Annotated in this window: 3 protein-coding genes; 2 read left to right on the top strand and 1 reads right to left on the bottom strand. The window is 41.9% G+C overall.

Annotated features, from left to right (window positions below; translation table 11 throughout):
* Window positions 1–348: transposase (locus Xedl_RS19365; RefSeq protein ID WP_143187499.1), on the bottom strand; the 348-nt coding region annotated here is incomplete at its 3' end.
* 135 nt (window positions 349–483) lie between these two features.
* On the opposite strand from Xedl_RS19365, the gene dinD reads away from it, so the two are divergent.
* Together dinD and Xedl_RS19355 are read left to right on the top strand one after the other, a co-directional pair.
* Window positions 484–1,308, top strand: a complete 825-nt coding sequence (dinD, locus tag Xedl_RS19360; RefSeq protein WP_074019008.1) for a DNA damage-inducible protein D — start codon at window positions 484–486, stop codon at window positions 1,306–1,308.
* 592 nt (window positions 1,309–1,900) lie between these two features.
* Window positions 1,901–1,991 (top strand): type II toxin-antitoxin system Phd/YefM family antitoxin (locus Xedl_RS19355; RefSeq protein ID WP_143187498.1); only part of this gene is annotated, 91 nt, incomplete at its 3' end.

The raw sequence follows: 1,991 nt of genomic DNA, 5'->3' as shown, positions 1-1,991 counted from the left end.
TTGGCGTTGGACGCCGGAAGAATGCGTCCCTTTTTTGATAAAACCGGTTTCATCGATGATGAGGATGCCTTGCTCATCACCGAGATGGTCAGTCACATAGTCGCGTAAAATATCGCGGGCGGCTTCAGCATCCCACCGGGCACGTTCCAGAAAATATTGAATGCCATCAGGCGAGTGTTCACCCAACCATTCCGCCAGTTGCCAGCTATTTTTACGCTCAACATCACTGGGTAATCCCCGGAGATAGGCGAGGCAGCGTTGCTGTGGACTGGCATGGTGAAATAACGGTGTCAGACGCGTGTGTAATGAGAGCAGTTCTTGTTCCCAAAGGTTGACAGGTGAGCGCATTGAACACCTCCCCCTATTTTCAGGAAGAATATATCATGAGCTATCATGCCACAATGGAGCGTACGACTGTAGTACTAAGAGTAAGCTATCTGTATTATCAATCTATACCACTAACAAACATGAGAGGTTCGATACATGGAGCAACACCACCAGCCATTTGAAGAAATAAAAAGAATTGATGAATCTGGTATCGAATTTTGGTCAGCTAGAGAGCTTTCTAAGCTTCTTGAATATTCAGAGTACCGCCACTTCACGCCTGTTTTAGAGCGAGCTAAAGAAGCCTGCTCCCATAGCGGGCACAATATTGAAGACCATTTCGAGGATGTCCTCGATATGGTCAATATTGGCTCAGGTGCACAAAGAAAATTAAAGGATGTGATACTGTCTCGCTATGCTTGCTACCTCGTTGTACAAAATGGCGATCCAAGCAAACCAGTGATAGCCGCAGGACAAACATATTTTGCAGTTCAGACTAGGCGACAAGAGCTAGCAGATAATGATGCGTTCAAAAAATTACGCGAAGATGAAAAACGGTTATTTCTGCGAAATGAATTAAAAGAGCATAATAAACAGTTGGTTGAAACAGCCCAGCGAGCAGGAGTAGAAACAAATATTGATTTTGCCATTTTCCAAAATCACGGCTATCAAGGTTTATACGGTGGACTAGACCAGAAAGCAATCCACCAGCGAAAAGGCTTAAAAAAATCACAGCGCATATTAGATCACATGGGGTCAACGGAGCTTGCTGCTAACTTATTTAGAGCAACTCAAGCCGAGGAAAAGCTGAGACGGGATAACGTAAAAAGTAAAACGCAAGCAAACAAGACTCATTTTGATGTTGGAAGTAAAGTAAGAGATACGATCCAAGAGTTGGGCGGAACAATGCCAGAGGATTTACCACCACCAGAGAAAAGCATCAAGCAATTAGAAACGATAGCCAAGAAAAAACTCAAAAAGTAATCACATCGCTAATACGTGATTTTCATGCTTGTACGCATTTTTATCAATTCAGGGTACACCTCGATTTAGCGTGTACCCAAGGGTGTACCCCTAGAAAATATTGAGTAGAACAAATTCAGTAGTAGCAAGGATTAACATCACCTACTCAATGAATAAATTCAAGTGTTTCTTAGCATCTCAGAGAAAATCATAAAGCCAGGTATATATTGTTATATCTGGCTTTTTTGTCACCATAGCATTGCAGAGCGAATCACAGCAACACATGATTATTACCACTGTTACCTATGAAAATGGAAAGGTAGCTATTTAACAGGCTTTATTCTGGCAGGCAATTGATATGAAAGTTATCGACAATGCGAGTATTAAAAATATATTGTCCAGAGTGACAAACTGGCACTGAATCAAAGTGGGTGACTGTCAAATCGGGTCACGACGAATACAGTTGTATATCTACGTAGCTTAACGTGCGATTGGTTACGTTATATGAGGATATAAAAAAGCCACACGTAAAGGTAATCCGTACCGAGATCCCTGCTGTTGAATAAATACACAAAATATGTACAATTTATACGTACATCTTTGGGGATATATTATGCGTACATACACCTCAACCCAAGCACGAGCCAATATTTCAGAAGTGTTGGATGCTGCTACTCACGGCGAACCTGTTGAGATTACTCGTC

The organism is Xenorhabdus eapokensis (assembly GCF_001908105.1).
This window is presented reverse-complemented; position numbering and strand designations above follow the sequence as displayed.

What these genes read in the sequence shown, in the direction of transcription:
- dinD (WP_074019008.1), top strand. Translation starts at nt 484, where the DNA reads ATGGAGCAACACCACCAGCCATTTGAAGAAATAAAAAGAATTGATGAA.